Here is a 16,081-nt window from a genome sequence, read left to right as displayed (position 1 = left end):
GAAGACCAAAGCCGCGGCGTCCGCGACCTTGGACGTGAGATTGGCGAGGTCGCCTAAGCAGGACGAGGCAGATTGATGCGGATACCTCCCAATACACCGCCCTTAAGAACGCCAGCACTGAACCAGAGGCTCCTTCCGGTCGATATATTACAGGCACACCATCTGCGATCAGTGCACCAACCATTCAGTACCGTCATACGTGAGGTTTGCCCAACCATGATCACGCGATATCTTGTAAAATTTTGAGCCGTCGATAGTTCCGGATTGCGGAACTATCGTGATCGGGTTTTTCGTCGCATCGCCGCGACCATCTTTCACGACTATCGTCGAGCCGGCATCTACGACAGGGAGTATTATGGTCGTGCCAGATCCGATCAACTTCCGTATGACGACCATCCAATCGCTCGGCCGCAGAGTTAGAACCGCCCCTGCTGTTATAGTGCGAACCGAAAATACCGGCGACGCTATATACCCCTTTCCAATCGGTTCATCGCGAGTTCCGATCTGGACAGCTTTCGCTTTACCGTCATTCAAGAGGGCGATTCTCGACCCAAACGACAATGAAGCATTGCCATCAAGTGATAAGCCTTCTTTAGAGATTGTTGCTACTGGCTTCTGACCGGCATATATTACCACAGGATAGACCCGATCGTTTCTTCCAATCTCGATAACATTTTGAGAATTTAGTTTTTCGATCATGACATCTTCGTCACCGCCGTTAGCGCGGCTGTATATGCCCTGCTCGTTACCAAGCCGAACCGCCTTCTTAGAGATGATATTGGCGTTTCCGAGATCGATCGCAAATGTATCTATCTTTCCGGTTAGCTGAATTCCCAATCCTAAATTGGCATCCAGCGTCATTCCGGTAAGCCATTCTTGAGATCCGTCGCTTTTGCTCCCAAATGCTAACGAATTATGTCCAAGGTAAAAAGCATCTGTGCCGCCTGCACCCTTAATTCCCGTGATATTCATAACAGATACGCCATTTGCGTCGTCATACGGGACATTATTTCTACGAATTCTCGGACTTATAGTTACGTAAATCGGATAAAGAACCCCTTTGCTGTTGGGAGTCACATCATCCCTGTCCCTCGATTCGACGTATAAAGTATTTCCTCCAATGAAGGATTTATTATCTCCATTTGAAGATTGCACGAAACGTGCGAGTTGAGCCAGGCTTACGCGGTTAGAATAGGCGGCGGGATCGGCCTGCGTACCATAAACTTGGAACAGTGGGTTTCCAGGATGCCCGAACAGGCCGGAATCGCCGACCTGCATGCGCACCGATACCGGGCCCGTTCGGCCAATTTGGGAACTTGGCAGAGCCCCCCCACTTTCAGAAAGTATCTTTGGCTTGTTAAGAGGGCGACGAGCTCCGTCCGCAGTTAGCGGTTGACGGCTTTCGACATGCCGCTTGCCAATGGCCGTCGCCGGATACAGAGCCAGAATCATCAAGAGTAATTTGCGTGAAAACATGCCTGTTTCCTAAAGCGTGGCGAGAACGGTCGATCGCCCGCCGAACATGTCGGTAAGCAATGGCGCAATTGAGCGATACCTCACCGGCCTAGCAACCGACAATCAGTCCTTATGTTACGATAGGCGGCAAATTTGGCCGCGGTCCCGGGGCAGACACCGGGCGAACGAGGCCAGACTGCAACTTGCGGCCTAGCCAGCCAGGGGTCGAGCGCGTCAACGTCGCGCTCGACGAGCACCACGTCGAAGCGCCTAGCGAGATCGGCGGCGTCCATTCCAGGCTCATCTTCCGCGAGGCGACAGGCGTTCGGTCGAATGTCGCCACGCAGCCGAAACTTGATTCAGCGCCGGAAGCTACGCACATCGCCGTCGCAACCCTGTTTGCCCAACTCTCCAAACAGCGGTGTGGCGCTGTGACAGCCTTCATCCAACCGTTCGCGGATATAGGCATCGAAGTGCCTAGCGAGATCCTCTATGATCGCATGAAGACTGTCGTGCTCGGCAATGATGGGATTGGCCGCATGGTCTACACGTCAAGGGAGACGTGCGACGGGAGCACCGTTCACACGCGCCGAGACGAAGATCACGCTCGCCCACCGCGCCTACAACATCGACCGCCTGATTTTCCGAACGACGAGCGACCATGTGGTAACTGTGCCCAGGGACCGTGCTTTCCGGCCATGAGAGCCGGACACGCCCCCTTCAGATCTGCAGAAGGGGGCGCCACGCTCTCCCCACACCGTTATCGGCGCCATACTATACTTGATGGGGTGCCCAGATTTATCGATGGCGCCATCAATTCAGGAAACGAGGGCTGCCGCTCTGCCCGGCCGATCCGGTTGATGGGAGCTACATGATCAGGCCAGAGACCGGCAAGGGTATCGAGCATTTCTCTGTACCGTCCGCGTTTCAGTCGGCACCTTTTCGTCAACGAATATTTCCATTCAGCCTACATCTATTGCGATGAAAGGGCAGAAATTAGGTCAAGTTCAGCCGCCGAGACCGAACTACTTTGGCGCCCCCAAGACACGTTGCTCTTAACAACCTTTGCAGGCGAACCGACTGCCACCGACTTGGGTGGGATTTCCCGTTTCAGAAATGATCTGGCACCAATGATTGAACCGAATCCGATATGCTGCCCCCCGACTGCCAGGACATCCTGCCCCAGCCAAACATGCCGTTCTATTAAGATATCCCCGGGCGGAGGATTGGTAATCTGCCCGCTACTCAAATCGATCAGGCTATGCATATCGTGATTGCGTAGCCACACGCCCGACGAGATCAAAGCATCTTCCCCAATAACACATACCGAATCCTCGCCCTCCATTTCGATGGATACACCGACTGCAGAAGCGTCTTTCCCAACAAAGACGTTTTGCCTATGACTTCTCAAGTTTAATATCTCAATTGAGAAATAGTTCTTTCCAGCTTCATTAAATATACAACATGTATCTTCGCCGTGGATATTTATATGCGCAAAAAACTGCCCATTACTTTCGTCGTTATCGAAGAAAACTGTATTGTTTTCAAATCTCGCCTGAATATTCACAACCCCAACCGGTTTCGATGCATCCGTAACCATGATTCTCGGCATGACATCACCCTGACGAACGAAGATTCCAAGCGTCTCGGCATCCGCCCTATCGACAGAAAAAAAACGTCCAGAATCGGCTTCAATCTCGCCCGGATCGAATGTCGAATATTCAAAGCGCGTTATGAAATCTTCTAGTCGGGAATGAATTTTCACAGCAGAATCCACTTAAACAAGACAAACACAACACACGACAACGTCAAATCGCAAAAACATCGCAGCAAAATCGGCAGTCACTTATTGATGATGTCATGTTCGTTTCACTTCCGAACATCCTTTAACATCAACATCCATGCGCGGCCTGAACCCGCAACGACACGTCCATCGAAAACGCGCGATATTCGATTATGGTGTGACGGTAGCATGAAACCGTGCGATGTCGATGGCTCACGCTCGCACTATACAGCCGCCTTTGAGAGTGGGAGGAGCAGTCAATCCTTTGATTTTTCGATCCTTTGCGCCTGTCGCTCACGCGGGATCAGCAAAGCGAGCACCGCGCGACACTCCTGCGCAGAGTCCTTCGAAATCACAGCTTCCGGCTTGCCTACGGGCCGTCCTTCGTTCAGCTACTGAAATGCACAAGGGCGAACAGGCTGTGTCGCCAACGAAATGAAAGGATTTCGAATGGGGCAGCCGATGCGCCTGTTTTTGCACGCGGTAAGGCGCGGCTGGCGCGGTCGATACGCGGTCGAGCTTGATAGGCGATTTGCTGATCGCGCCTCGTTCCTCGATTTCCTCGCCGAACACCCCCGCCTGCAGGATCGCCATTTCCTCGATGCCTTGACCGCGCGTATTCGCCGATACGGAGCTCGCGAACCGCTCACGGGAGCAAAAATTCGAGCAGGCATGCTAAGCGCACCGCCGAATCTTCGCGACGGCCTTATGTATGGCGGACTGACATCGCGCGCGCGCGCAGTGATGGCGGCAATCGAATCGCTTCTGGTGGAGGCAGGAACGAAGGAGCCGGTCATTTACGCACCGGAAGCTGTGACGTCGTTGGCGTTGCGTCTGCGCGGGCGATTTTCGCGCTTCATCGGATCGGAATACACCGAGAATCCGAACACGGCCGCCAGCCTCTACCCCATCCCAATCATGGATTTACAGGCGCTCAATCTGCCGGACGCGACATTCGATATCGTCACGACCAACGAAGTTCTTGAACATGTGCCGTCGCTAGACGGCGCCTTACGCGAAATACACCGCATACTTAAACCTGGGGGCTACCATATCGGAACCGTGCCGTTTCTATATACGCAAGACGATTCGATCGTCCGCGCGCGGCTGGAGGCGAATCAGGTTATCCACCTCATGCCGCCCGAATATCACGATAATCCAGTCGACCATGAGCTCGGCGCGCTCGTGTTCGAGATACCGGGCTGGAATGTGCTGGCGCGCGCCCGCGCGATCGGATTCCGAGAAGCGCATATCCGCTATATGGCATCGGCCCGTTACGCCTTTGTGAGCGAGGATATCGGTGGCGTACTGCTTCTAGAGTTGCGCAAATAGCCTGTCACGTGAATGGGGCGACATAGTTTTCGGCGCGACGAAGGCGAAACATTTGCCACTGCTTCCGATCACCCCGTCACGCTTTGCGTTTGTGCATGACCGCCGAAGTTTGCTACCGGCTTCTCGACTTTTGGTAAGCGAGATCGAGATTTATGCGGGTATTGGTAACGGGCGGCGCGGGTTTCATCGGCTCGGCGGTGTGTCGGCATCTGGTGGAGGATCTCGGCCATTCGGTCGTAAACCTGGACGCGCTTACTTACGCCGCCAGCCTTGCGTCGCTTGATCCGATCGCCGGTTCCGACCGCTATGTGTTCGAACGCGCAGACATCCGGGACCGCTCGGCGATGGATTCCGCGCTGGAGAAGCACCAGCCCGACGCAATTATGCATCTAGCGGCCGAGAGCCACGTGGATCGATCGATCACCGGTTCGAGCATCTTCCTCGAGACCAACATCATGGGCACCGCGACCCTTCTCGAAGCGGTTCGCGCGTATCGTGATCGTTTGCCGGCCGACCGCGCCGATGCGCTGCGGATGCTGCACATTTCGACCGACGAAGTATATGGTTCGCTCGGCCCCGACGGCCTATTTACCGAGGAAACCCCATACGATCCATCTTCTCCCTATTCCGCGTCGAAGGCCGCGTCGGACCATCTGGTTCGTGCCTGGGTGCGCACCTATGGGCTGCCATGCGTGATCTCGAACTGTTCGAACAATTATGGGCCTTACCATTTCCCGGAAAAGCTCATCCCGCTCATCATCCTCAACGCGATGGCGGGCAAACGTCTGCCGGTCTACGGTGACGGGTCGAATATTCGCGACTGGCTGTATGTCGAGGACCATGCCCGCGCATTGGTTATGGTGCTGGAGAAGGGGCAGTTCGGCGAGAAGTACAATATCGGCGGTCGCAATGAGCGCACCAATTTGCAGGTGGTTGAACGCATTTGTCGGCTTATGGACGAGATGGCGCCCAAAGGTTTTTCACATAGCGATCTCATCGAATTCGTCACGGACCGTCCCGGCCACGACCACCGTTACGCGATCGACGCGACCAAGACGGAAACCCAGATTGGTTGGCGCGCGCAGGAATCATTCGAGACCGGCATCGCCAAGACGGTGCGGTGGTATCTCGACAACGAAGGGTGGTGGGCGCCGTTGCGCAAGGGCTATTCGGGAGAGCGGCTCGGCAGGTTGGAAACTGCGGCAGAGTAAGGCGCCCCACGGGGCGGGGGGGGGTCAGCCCTCCGCCCGTATTCTCGCAATCATCACGCGCAGGTTGCTGCGCCAATGCGGTGTAGGGCCGCCGAGCGCCGCGAAGGTCGAGGCCTTGTCCAGCACCGAATAGCCAGGCCGCTTGGCAGGCGTCCGGAAATCGGCCGTGGCGATCGGAATGACCGGCACCGCAGCATTGAGCAAGCCTGCGGCGAGCGCCTCCTCCTGGATCGCGACCGCGAAATCGTACCAACTGGCTACACCGGCGTCGGTATAATGATGAAAACCGGTGATACCGGCGCCCGCCATCTTCCAGAGCGCCGCAGCGAGGCCGGGTGCCCAAGTTGGCGTGCCGATTTGGTCGGCGACGACGCGCACCTCGGGCCGTTCACCCATCAGCCGCAGCATCGTGCGCACGAAATTCCCTCCCGTCGGCGCATAGACCCACGCCGTGCGCACGATCAGCGCGTCTTCGCCTGCCATATGCTCTCCGGCCAGCTTGGTACGGCCATAGGCACCAAGCGGGTTCGTTTCCGCATCGGGCGCATACGGCGTACCCGCGCTGCCATCGAACACGAAATCGGTCGAGACATGGACGAACCGCGCATTGTTTGCGCGGGCCGCTTCGGCAAGCAGACCGACCGCCGTCGCATTGACCGCATAGGCCGCATCCTCCTCGGATTCGGCTTTATCGACCGCGGTATAGGCGGCGGCGTTGAGAATCAGGTCAGGCTTCTCCGTGGCCACGACGGCACGGACGCTGGCGGCATCGGTGATGTCGAGCGTGTCGATGTCATGGCCGACGATCTCCATGCCCTCAGGCGCGCTGGCGGCGAGGCCACGACCGAGTTGGCCCCTGCTGCCGACAATCAGTGCTTTCATCACGCGAAGGCCTCGATCTCGGTGAGCGGCTTGCCGATCGCGTCCTTGCCCGACAACTTCGGCTCGATGCCGTCGATCGGCCAGTCGATACCAAGCGCTGGATCGTTCCACAGCAGCGCATGCTCGCTCGCCGGATCGTACAATTCGGTGCATTTGTAGAGGAAATCGGTCCCTTCCTCGAGCGTCAAGAAGCCATGCGCAAAACCAGGCGGCACCCAAAACATCCGCTTGTTAGCCGCCGACAGCTCGATGCCAACCCATTTCCCGAAGTGCGGCGACGAGCGACGGATATCGACCGCCACGTCCCAGACAGCGCCGGCGGTGACGCGTACCAGCTTGCCTTGCGGATTGGGGTTCTGGAAGTGCAGGCCCCGCAGCACCCCCCTGGCCGAGCGGCTGTGATTATCCTGCACAAAGGTCAGGTCGAGCCCGCCATCGCGGAACTTGGCCGCGTTCCAGCTTTCCATGAAAAAGCCGCGGTCGTCCCCGAACACGGCGGGCTCGATGATGATCGGGCCTGGAATTGCGGTTTCAAGAAAGTTCATGCGAGGATTTTTCCTTCGAGCAGATCGAGCAGATATTGACCATAGCCGCTCTTGCGCAGCGGGCCCGCGATCCGCTCCAGATGCGCATCATCGATGAAGCCCTGCCGCCAGGCGATTTCCTCAGGGCAGGCGATCTTGAGCCCCTGCCGTTCCTCGGTGATGCGGACGTACAGCGCCGCATCAAGCAGCGATCCATGCGTTCCGGTGTCGAGCCACGCGTAGCCGCGCCCCATGATCTCGACGGAAAGATTGCCCTGTTCGAGATACAGCCGGTTCAGATCGGTAATTTCGAGTTCGCCGCGCGGCGAAGGCTTGAGGTCGCGGGCCAATTCGACCGCCCTGCCATCGTAGAAATAGAGGCCCGTAACCGCATAGTTCGACTTGGGAACCGTCGGCTTTTCCTCGATCGTCTCCGCACGACCATCCGCATCGAACGACACCACGCCATATGCAGTGGCATCCTTCACATAATAGCCGAACACGGTGGCCCCGTCATCACGGGCGGAGGCCCGTGCGAGCAGGCCGGGCAGGCCATGCCCGTAAAAAATGTTGTCGCCCAGCACAAGCGCAGACGGCTTGTCGCCAACGAAATCCGCGCCGATGTGATACGCCTGCGCCAGACCTGCGGGCTCGGGCTGCACGGCATATTCCAAAATCATACCGAGATCGCTGCCATTGCCGAGCAATGCCTTGAATGCCAACTGGTCGTGCGGAGTGGTGATGATCATCACCTCGCGGATGCCCGCGCTCATCAGCGTGGACAGCGGATAATAGATCATCGGCTTATCATAAACCGGCATGAGCTGCTTCGACACACCGCGCGTCAATGGGTAGAGCCGTGTACCGGAGCCCCCCGCCAATATTATACCCTTACGCAAGGTGATCTCCAAAATTCAGCAAAGTTTATCAATCAGCCGGCGCATAATACGCGTTGCGTGCCTCGGCAACGACGAAGTCCGAATTCCATCCACATAGGCCCACGTCGCCGCTTTGTCGCTCGGTCACGACCATTCATTCGGTCATCGCAACTCCCGCTTGCCGCACGACCTCATCATGCACATGACCGCGAAAATCGTTCTCTCGCCTGTCTGTTGCGAATATATGCCAGGGCTCCTCGAAATAGCCGTATTTGACCTTACCCGTTCCGCCGTCGCGTGCGCGGTTGCCCTGCATCGTCACATTGTGAGATGCGTACCAGTCCACGCCGATTCCGGCGTCGAAGATTGCAAACGCGGCTTTATCCGCCTCTTCGCCCGCAGAAGCGCCGCCTTCGAAACCCGTGTTTGTAGCGACATTTCCGACGTATTTCACATCGGAAGCAAAATTCGAGAATCCCGACCCACCAAGATCGTAGGCATTATTGTTTTTCACAATGGAATTTACACAACTATTCTCCAGACCAGCATGCACTGCATTATTTACATCGACACCATTCCCCGTATCATGCAGGATATTGCCGGAAATAAGACATCCGCAGTTCGACGGGGCCGAAATGACATAGCCCCCTTTCTTCCAAGGGCCGGGGTCGCTTTTGACCGCGTAGGAAACGCTCGCAGATGTCACCCCGATGACCGTAAACACGCCGTTGTATCCAGTAGGTACAGCACCCTGCACACCGATCTTCTGACCCACGACGAAGAAACGTACAGACGGCCTGTGGGATATCGTCACCACCGAATTGGCCCAACTCGCGGCGGCAACGGGCAATCCAACGTTCTGCTGCGCGTAAATTGCGGTTCCGAACGAAAATCCGCTAACGTCGTTTTCGGAGACGCGAGTGTCAGCCCCATCGATCTGAATGCCACTACCCTTGCAGACGTTGCCAATCACCTGCGCTGCCGGAATATATCCCGTTCCGTTGACCGTGGTTAGCGCGATACACTGGTTTGTCGTGGTAGCAGGTCTCATTTGCAGATAGTTATCGCTGATGACCACCCCGTCATATTTATGTCCGGCGGTGGCGCCAACAGTAATTTGCAGCGAGGGACTATTCCCGTTCAGTATCGCGATATGGTCCACACTCAGGCGTGCGGCGTCGGCGTCATACGCCGTGAATTTGAGCACAGGCTGCAGAGCTGGATAGACCGGGTCGTTCAAATCAATGGTCAACCCCGACACGCGAACATCCGCCTTTCCATCCCAAGCCATGAACGGCGTGGAGAACGAGCAACCGCGCGGAAGCCTGAGGATTGTATTCGCGGCGCCCGCCCCGAGGATCGAAACCGCGCTGGCCGCAGTATAGGTCCGACAGGACAAATTGTAGGTGCCAGCACTCAAATGGACCACCGATGGCCGGGGCGATGCGAAAAACGCGTCGAATCCACGAGTATTTGCTTCAGCCGTATTGGCCGCCGAAATTCCGAACGCAGCCGCGGCGTGGAGATCAACCGTTTCTGCCGACGGCGCGGAAGCGTTCTGCCCTGCCCCGGCCCCAATGGCCGATACCCCGATACCGAGCGCAATTACGGCGACCGGCAGCAAGCCGTGCCACGCATATCGAGTCATTACGTCAGAAGGCCGGCTCATCTGCCTGCCCATCAAATCTGGTACAAAATCTCATTCTCGACCAAGCTTTCTAGGAAAAACGAAACAAACTTCTGCAGATCTTGTACGAAATAATTCTCAACATTGAGATTTCTTTGGATCTCGTCGTCATAACTAAAATCTTCGAACACACCGATTGTTTCATCCGGCACATACGTTGGCATGATGGCCACTTCGGATTTATCTACGACCCACTGGGCAGGCCGGGATTCGAGAACCTTACGATTGCAATGCACCACCCCGGGCACGCTGGCGAACCAGCCCACCTTGTGCTGGACGGTACCATGATGGCAGAAATAGAATCCGACGTCCTGCGCGATTAGGATACTCTCATGCACCTTGTCGCCGCAGCGTGTCACGATATTAGCATCTGGAAGCGTCTCACGAACGGCAGCAACCACGCTTTCGATGGTGAGATGATCATCCGCGACGACGGCGGCATTCGCTTCTCGCAGGAAGTCCGGGTCACGATCATGGTCATAGGGCAGCGAGTGGCCGTCCATAATCACCACTCGATCAGGTCGGTCGCGTAAGTATGCGCAAATGACGGCCGCCAGAACCTCCGTCTGGTTGGTCATCGTCCGGTTTCTTGTTCGAACACTCACCCAGAGCGCACGGCCACGACGACGGGAAAGATCACCGAGCAGGTCGGCCAAAGGCGGGTCGATCTGCGTGCGCGCGAACGTACAGATCTTATCGACCACGTTGCGAGTGATGAGCGTGCCACCTGCGGCAAACGTCAGACGCCCACCGCCGTGCAATTGATTGGTTTGCCATTTGGCGAGCTTTCCGGCAATATTGAAATTCGCACCCAAGATTTCGTTGATCGGACCAAGCGCTTCGTGGAATGCGTACAGCGTGACGCGGCGGTCGAGTCCCAATTCTACAATTTTCTCCAACGCCGAAAGTTCATTCCACGCATGATGCGCAAAGTTAGGGTCACCCGCCACGAGACAGATCTGCCTCGGCTCGGAGACCGGCGCAATTTTTGAGATGCCATTTTCTTTCAGAATGTCAAAATGACGCGATTTCAACGCCCAGAAAGTCGGATTCAGCGAAAATATCAGCCTCTTTTCGAAAAGAATGAGGTTCGTGATCGGAAAACCCTGTGAAAGATCGCCAGCAACGAGGGCGAAAGAATTCTCCGCATCCACGAAGAAGAAAATTGTGAGAAAATCGTCGAATGTGAACGTATTGGACACCGGACACGATTTACCGGTCATCGGATTTACTGCAGAAAAGCTACCCGACTCGATGAGATCAAAAGCGTATTTCCTCAAATTCTGATACGCAAAAGCATCTAACGCAAATACGCTTTCCAAAGCTGGCCTCAGAAAGGGAGTGTCGAACCGCGTAGCGGCGTCCACGATGCGCTTTTCGTCAACAGAGACCAACTGTATCTCATAATATTTCCGGAAATCGGTCTCAAATTCGCAAGTCATCGCGCAATACCTTACCAAAATATATGTGCAGCGAACGCATCAGCGAACCTGCCATGCCCCCGGATGGACCACAAGCGCTCCACCCATGTATTTAGGCGCCACATCTTCGTGCGAGTACGCGGCACCGACCGGGGATAATAGCCGTTGCTTACGGCCGTAGCTTTCCGCGTAAAAAAGCATCTTCGCCGCATCACCGCTCGATAAGATCCCGGAATATGCGCTCGAGAACCTCCGCGGAATACTGCTGATTCACGCGTTCAAGTGCGCGGCTCGCGCGCAGCCACGCCTCGTCCCGATCGCCCAACGCGCGCTGTATCGCCTCGGCAAGATCGGCGGCATCGCTGGCGACAAACATCAGCTCATCGGGATTCGCGAGTCCCTGCGCTCCCGTTGGCGTGGTTACAAGCGGAACGCCCATTGCCATCGCCTCAATAACCTTGCCCTTGACGCCAGCACCATATCGCAGCGGCGCAACAATCACGGACGCCTCGTCGTACAACTCGGCAAGACGGTCGTCGGAGACGAAGCCGACGACTTCGATGTCATTGCTGGCCAGGCTGGTGATCGATTCTGGCGGCTTGGAGCCAGCGATTGTCAAGTGCACATGATCGAGCTTCCGCTGGAGTTCCGGGAAAACGGACTCCATGAACCATTGGATGCCGTCGCGGTTGGGCGCATGATTGAACCCGCCGACGAACAGAAGGCGCTGGCCAGCCTTCGAGCGAATTGTCTCCAGCATCCTGGCCCCGCGCGCGAACATATGCCGATCGAACGCGAAAACTGGAAGAGCGGCGAAGACCCTCCTTCCGCCGATTTGCTCCTCCATGAAGTGGACCTCCTCAGGATCCGGATACATCACAACATCCGCCTTGCGGCAAACCTCGAATTCCATATGCCGCATACTGGCGATATCCGCGTCCGAAACCGGTTCGCCCGCCGCTTTGGCCGCCATCATGCGCTTAAAATGTAAGTCATGACCGTAAAACAGGATCCGGGTCTGCTTCGAGCGCTTCCTCAGATCGGTGAGATATTTTTCAGCGACATGAGGCCGGTTGACGAACGCCGCATCATATAGATCGCTGCGGCTCTCGATAAAGTCGCCGAACCCGTCGAGGTAGTTCCAGCCATAGATAACTTCGACGCCGAGTTCTTGCAGCTTGAGCGTATAATGCGGATCTCGCCAGAGATTATCTGGCCAGAATGTCACCGCATACCCAAGCGTGAGGAAAGCCTCGATGCACATGAACGTGGATCGCGATCCGGCATCCTGATCCCATTGCGGTACGTAGTGATCGATCACGAGAACATGCCGCTTCCGGCCGGACCGATCCCGCGCCCGCAAGACATTTTCGGCGTTAGGGTAATGATCTCGCTCCAGCGTCTCCTTCCAACGCTCTAAGAAAATCTGTTGGTTCCTGACCTGATAAGCCTTGACCCCCGAGGTCAGGTCGCGCCCATGGCTCCGGCCTTCGTGGTGCAACACTTCCGAGTGCGGGTTTAAGACCGTCCGATATCCAGCCGCGCGTAAACGAAAAGCCAGATCGGAATCCTCGCAATAGGCGGGAGCATAGATTTCATCGAAGCCGTGCATCTCCCGCCAGATGGCGGCGGGCACCGCAATCGCCGCGCCGGAGACGTAATCGACATCCTTCAGGTAACAAAATTCCGGCGCACGAGCATCGGCGCCGCGCCCGAAATTCCAGGCCGAGCCATCCTTCCAGTAAATGCCGCCTGCCTCCTGCAAAGTGCCATCCCAACTCAGCAGCTTGGATCCCGACAAGCCGATCTTATCGTAAAGATCGAACGGCCTAAGCAACGCATCGAGCCAGCGCGGCATCACCAGCGTATCGTTGTTGAGCAAGACGATATGACGCCCCCGAGCCTGTTTGGCGGCCTGATTGCAATTGCCCAAGAAACCGTAATTGCGCGGCTGGCGGACGTAGCGAACCACCCCGCTCAACGAGGTGATAATTTGCGCGGTTGCATCGTTCGATCCATCGTCCGCAACGATGATCTCGTAACTGATTCTCGTGTCGTCCTCCAGGACAGAACAGATGCACAACAGCGTGTCCATGATGTTGTTGTAAACTGGAATAATGATCGAGCTGTCGGGCATTTCCGGAAGCGTAGCAGCACGCGTACGCGATACATTTCTTGCGCGCTCGACGATACGACGGCATGGCTCGGATTCGGGGAAATCTTCCGGTGCAGTCTGGAACGCTGCCATCACCGAACACAGATAGACATACAGATGAACGGCGTCTTCACTATAGCCTTCGATGATGAAATCGCGCAGGCGCTGGGGTAGCCAGAAGTCGTTCAGCCGCTCTGGCGGCCATGCTGGAGCGTGACCCTGCACTTGCTCAATCGCAGGACTAGCGTCCGCCCCCGCAATCGCCAATGGCGAGTCCTGAAGAATAAAATCTAGCAAGGTTTTACTTCTGGCGGCCGTCGGAAGCAGCGAAGTCCACACCGGGTTGACAGATGCCGACGGTATCTCACGCCCTTCCCGCCGCCCATATGCGAGAAAATGCGTCAATGGTTCCGTTTTTGCGGCCGCAACGTCGGGGTAGCGATCGAGATAGGCCCGCGGATTGAACAGCGGATTGGGCCAGCGCCCCTCTCGCCAGCCATGTTCCAAATAATGTTCGAGCGGGCTGATCGACCCAGCTGCCATCACGTCCGGATTTTGGGCGAGATACCAATCGTTTGCGAAATACGGATGCGGAGACCGGCCCTCACGCCACCCATGCTCGCGATAATGCTGCAGCGGATTGAACTTCGTCGCCGCGACGTCTGCATTGCCCTGTAGATATTCTCCGGCGGCGAAGACGGGGTGCGGATCGAGTGTCCATAATCGGCTATCGCGCAGATATCGGGCGAGAGAGACGCGACCGACGGAGGGGTCTTGCTCGGCAATCCAGTCGCCGTTGAACAACACCGTTCGGAACGGCGCCACATAGGGATTGACCTTGGTCGCCCAGCGCTTGACGTTCCACGCGCTTGTCGGGCGCGATCGCGCGGCTGGGATACGGCCCGACACGTCGCGCGACGCGCGCGCGAGTTGTGCACTCACCGATTGATGGACTTTGACGAAGCGCTCAAGCTCTCGCTGCGATCCGGATGCCGCAGAGACGCTCGACCCGGCTCGCCCCTTGGTTTGAACCGCAGTCGAAGCTTGCTGACCTCCCGAAGCGGGCACCACCACATCGGCAGGTCGGGTGCGAGCCTTCTCCAACTCCGATCTCAGCGTAGCCGCTTCCGTGCGGGCATCGGCGAGGTCACGTTGGAGAGTGTCCCGCAACGCCCGCGCCTCGTCCAATTCGCGTACGGTACGCGTGAGGTCTTGTCGCGCGGCGGCAACTGCCGCGTCGCCGCGTTGCCGCACTTCCTCGAGCTCGACTTGTGTCGCGCGCAACGAGCTCGCATCGCGCCGAGCGGCCTCGGCAGCATTCGCGTGCATCGCCTCGGCCTGCGTACGCTCCAGATTGACCGAAGCCAGCTGCGACGTAATTGCGCTATGCTCCGCGCGCTTCCGATCAAGCTCGTCGGAGAGCGCTACCGCGCGCGCAACCTGTTCGGACACCTCGCGCCGCAAGGATGCCAACGCCGTTTCCGCCTCAACCAGCCGGATCTCGCGCTGTCGCGCTTCGGCAAGACGGGAACGCTGCTCGGTCAGCGTCTGGCCCAGCACGAACAGTGCCTCGACGATCGATTGGTCGTCGGCGGCCACACTGTCCCCCGTCAGACGGGACAAGAGCCGCGAGGACATCGTGAAATGCGCGGTTCTCATCTTATCAACAGCATCCCGATGCGTCGCGATCGTGTCCGCGGTGGCGGCTCCAATCTGACGCAGTTCGGCGAAACGTTCGTCCAGTCGCGCATACTCCTCGCGCATACGCAGGACCTGATCGCGCTCAGCCTGTAGTTCGGCACGCGCCTGATCGAGCTCGCTGCGGAGGATCCTATCCTCATCGTGCAGGCCGGATGCCCATGCCATGACGCGTTCGTGCTCCCGCCACAGATCCTCGTCACGCGAGACGAGCAGGCTAGGGCCAGGCAGACCGGATTCGATCGGGGTGTCCGAACACAATGCGAGCACATATTCCGGTTCGTGCAGCCAAAGTTCATCGGCGGCGACTGCGGGTACTGCGGCATCCCGAAAATCGCCCAGGTAGGTCTCTGCACTGGGCAGGTTGTCACGGTCTTGTGCATGCGCCATCCGGAAGCCGACCGAGACGAGCGCCATTCGCATGCCCACCATGCCGACATGATCGAAATGCCGACCCAGCAAACGACTAAATTCCGGAATGTCCATTGCGGACAAATACGAATGGTCGACCGGTTTGTATCGATTGTGGATCAGCTTGTTCAACGCCGAAAGAAGCAGGATTCCACCCGGTCGCAAGATCCGCCGGACCTCCTTTAAGAGACGGTTGGGATCGCTGACATATTCGATCATTTCATTCGCGACGACTACGTCGAAGCTGGCATTGTCAAACGACAGATCGAGACCGTCGCCCGCTAGGAATTCGACGTTCGGCAATGGAAAGCGTTTTTGCGCGGCGCGGATTACCTGCGGATCGATATCGACCCCGACCACTGATGCCGCCCTTTGCGCCAGCAACGCCGTCCCATGCCCTGCCCCGCTCGCCAGATCGAGAACACGCTTGCCTTCAACGTAGTCGAGGCAAAGCGCATAGCGATGGACATTCTCGTGTGAAACACGGCCGCGCTCCGCCCAAGGATAGCCCCGTTCCAGTTGCTTTTCCATCAACACCTTAGCTCCCAATCTTCCGTCGCCGGCACGCTGGTGAGCGCCTCGCACGCATAGCCACCACTTTCAACTGCCACCGGAAGGCGCTTTGCGGTAGCCCTAACGCCAAA

The 16,081-nt window shown here is 57.2% G+C and carries 10 protein-coding genes; 2 read left to right on the top strand and 8 right to left on the bottom strand.

Annotated elements, in window-relative coordinates:
* Positions 1 to 168: 168 nt before the first annotated feature.
* On the bottom strand, positions 169 to 1,476 hold the full coding sequence (locus J0A91_RS11075; RefSeq protein WP_150126899.1) for a hypothetical protein: 1,308 nt from the start codon (positions 1,474 to 1,476) through the stop codon (positions 169 to 171).
* A gap of 952 nt (positions 1,477 to 2,428) precedes the next feature.
* Entirely contained in the window at positions 2,429 to 3,220 is a 792-nt protein-coding gene (locus J0A91_RS11070) for an acyltransferase (RefSeq protein WP_150126898.1), read from the bottom strand.
* A gap of 468 nt (positions 3,221 to 3,688) precedes the next feature.
* On the opposite strand from J0A91_RS11070, the gene J0A91_RS11065 reads away from it, so the two are divergent.
* Positions 3,689 to 4,570, top strand: coding sequence for a class I SAM-dependent methyltransferase (locus J0A91_RS11065; RefSeq protein ID WP_069204960.1), 882 nt, complete (start codon positions 3,689 to 3,691; stop codon positions 4,568 to 4,570).
* Between the two features lie 152 nt (positions 4,571 to 4,722).
* Positions 4,723 to 5,781, top strand: a complete 1,059-nt coding sequence (gene rfbB, locus J0A91_RS11060) for a dTDP-glucose 4,6-dehydratase (protein ID WP_069204959.1) — start codon at positions 4,723 to 4,725, stop codon at positions 5,779 to 5,781.
* 24 nt (positions 5,782 to 5,805) lie between these two features.
* Here rfbB and rfbD read toward each other — a convergent pair whose 3' ends face one another.
* From rfbD to J0A91_RS11030, 6 genes are all read right to left on the bottom strand, one after another.
* Positions 5,806 to 6,663, bottom strand: coding sequence for a dTDP-4-dehydrorhamnose reductase (gene rfbD / locus J0A91_RS11055; RefSeq protein ID WP_069204958.1), 858 nt, complete (start codon positions 6,661 to 6,663; stop codon positions 5,806 to 5,808).
* Positions 6,663 to 7,208 (bottom strand): dTDP-4-dehydrorhamnose 3,5-epimerase, encoded by a 546-nt coding sequence (gene rfbC, locus J0A91_RS11050; RefSeq protein WP_069204957.1) that lies wholly within the window; start codon positions 7,206 to 7,208, stop codon positions 6,663 to 6,665. The genes rfbD and rfbC overlap by 1 nt, the downstream gene beginning before the upstream one ends.
* Positions 7,205 to 8,086, bottom strand: coding sequence for a glucose-1-phosphate thymidylyltransferase RfbA (rfbA, locus tag J0A91_RS11045; RefSeq protein WP_069207239.1), 882 nt, complete (start codon positions 8,084 to 8,086; stop codon positions 7,205 to 7,207). The genes rfbC and rfbA overlap by 4 nt, the downstream gene beginning before the upstream one ends.
* Positions 8,087 to 8,219: 133 nt before the next feature.
* Positions 8,220 to 9,734, bottom strand: coding sequence for a hypothetical protein (locus tag J0A91_RS11040; protein ID WP_150126897.1), 1,515 nt, complete (start codon positions 9,732 to 9,734; stop codon positions 8,220 to 8,222).
* Between the two features lie 11 nt (positions 9,735 to 9,745).
* Entirely contained in the window at positions 9,746 to 11,194 is a 1,449-nt protein-coding gene (locus J0A91_RS11035) for a hypothetical protein (protein WP_069204955.1), read from the bottom strand.
* Positions 11,195 to 11,384: 190 nt separating this feature from the next.
* A complete protein-coding gene (locus tag J0A91_RS11030; RefSeq protein WP_069204954.1) occupies positions 11,385 to 15,968 on the bottom strand; it encodes a glycosyltransferase in 4,584 nt (1,527 codons plus the stop codon).
* Positions 15,969 to 16,081 lie beyond the last annotated feature (113 nt).

The organism is Sphingomonas panacis, from assembly GCF_001717955.1.
In the GTDB taxonomy this organism is placed as follows: Bacteria; Pseudomonadota; Alphaproteobacteria; order Sphingomonadales; family Sphingomonadaceae; genus Sphingomonas; species Sphingomonas panacis.
This window is presented reverse-complemented; position numbering and strand designations above follow the sequence as displayed.